The organism is Bacillus sp. GbtcB10, from assembly GCF_019091365.1.
GTDB lineage: Bacteria > Bacillota > Bacilli > Bacillales > Bacillaceae > Bacillus > Bacillus altitudinis.
Map to the genome: position 1 here is coordinate 1 of NZ_JAGXJP010000079.1, position 288 is coordinate 288.

General features: G+C 31.9%; 1 pseudogene. It reads right to left on the reverse strand.

Annotated features, from left to right (window positions below):
* Window positions 1-162: pseudogene (locus KVT11_RS19715) on the reverse strand (helix-turn-helix domain-containing protein); the annotation flags it as partial.
* Window positions 163-288: the final 126 nt, after the last annotated feature.

Here is a 288-nt window from a genome sequence, read left to right on the forward strand (position 1 = left end):
TGCAATTAACTCCAAAACATTTAAAGAAGGATTAGCATGTCCTCTTTCAATTTGGCTAATTAGTGATGTACTAATCCCTGCATAATCAGCGAATTCACGAATTGTCATATTATTTTTCTTACGATAACTTTATACAGTTTGTCCAAGCCTATCATGTATCATAGTAAAACTTCCTTTCGTCCATCATAATGCATATTTCATTGTCTTTGTGCTGACATACTAAACAAAGGCAAATAATCCTTTCCTATTATCTCCGGGACTTATATACTTACTTTTGTACATTATATC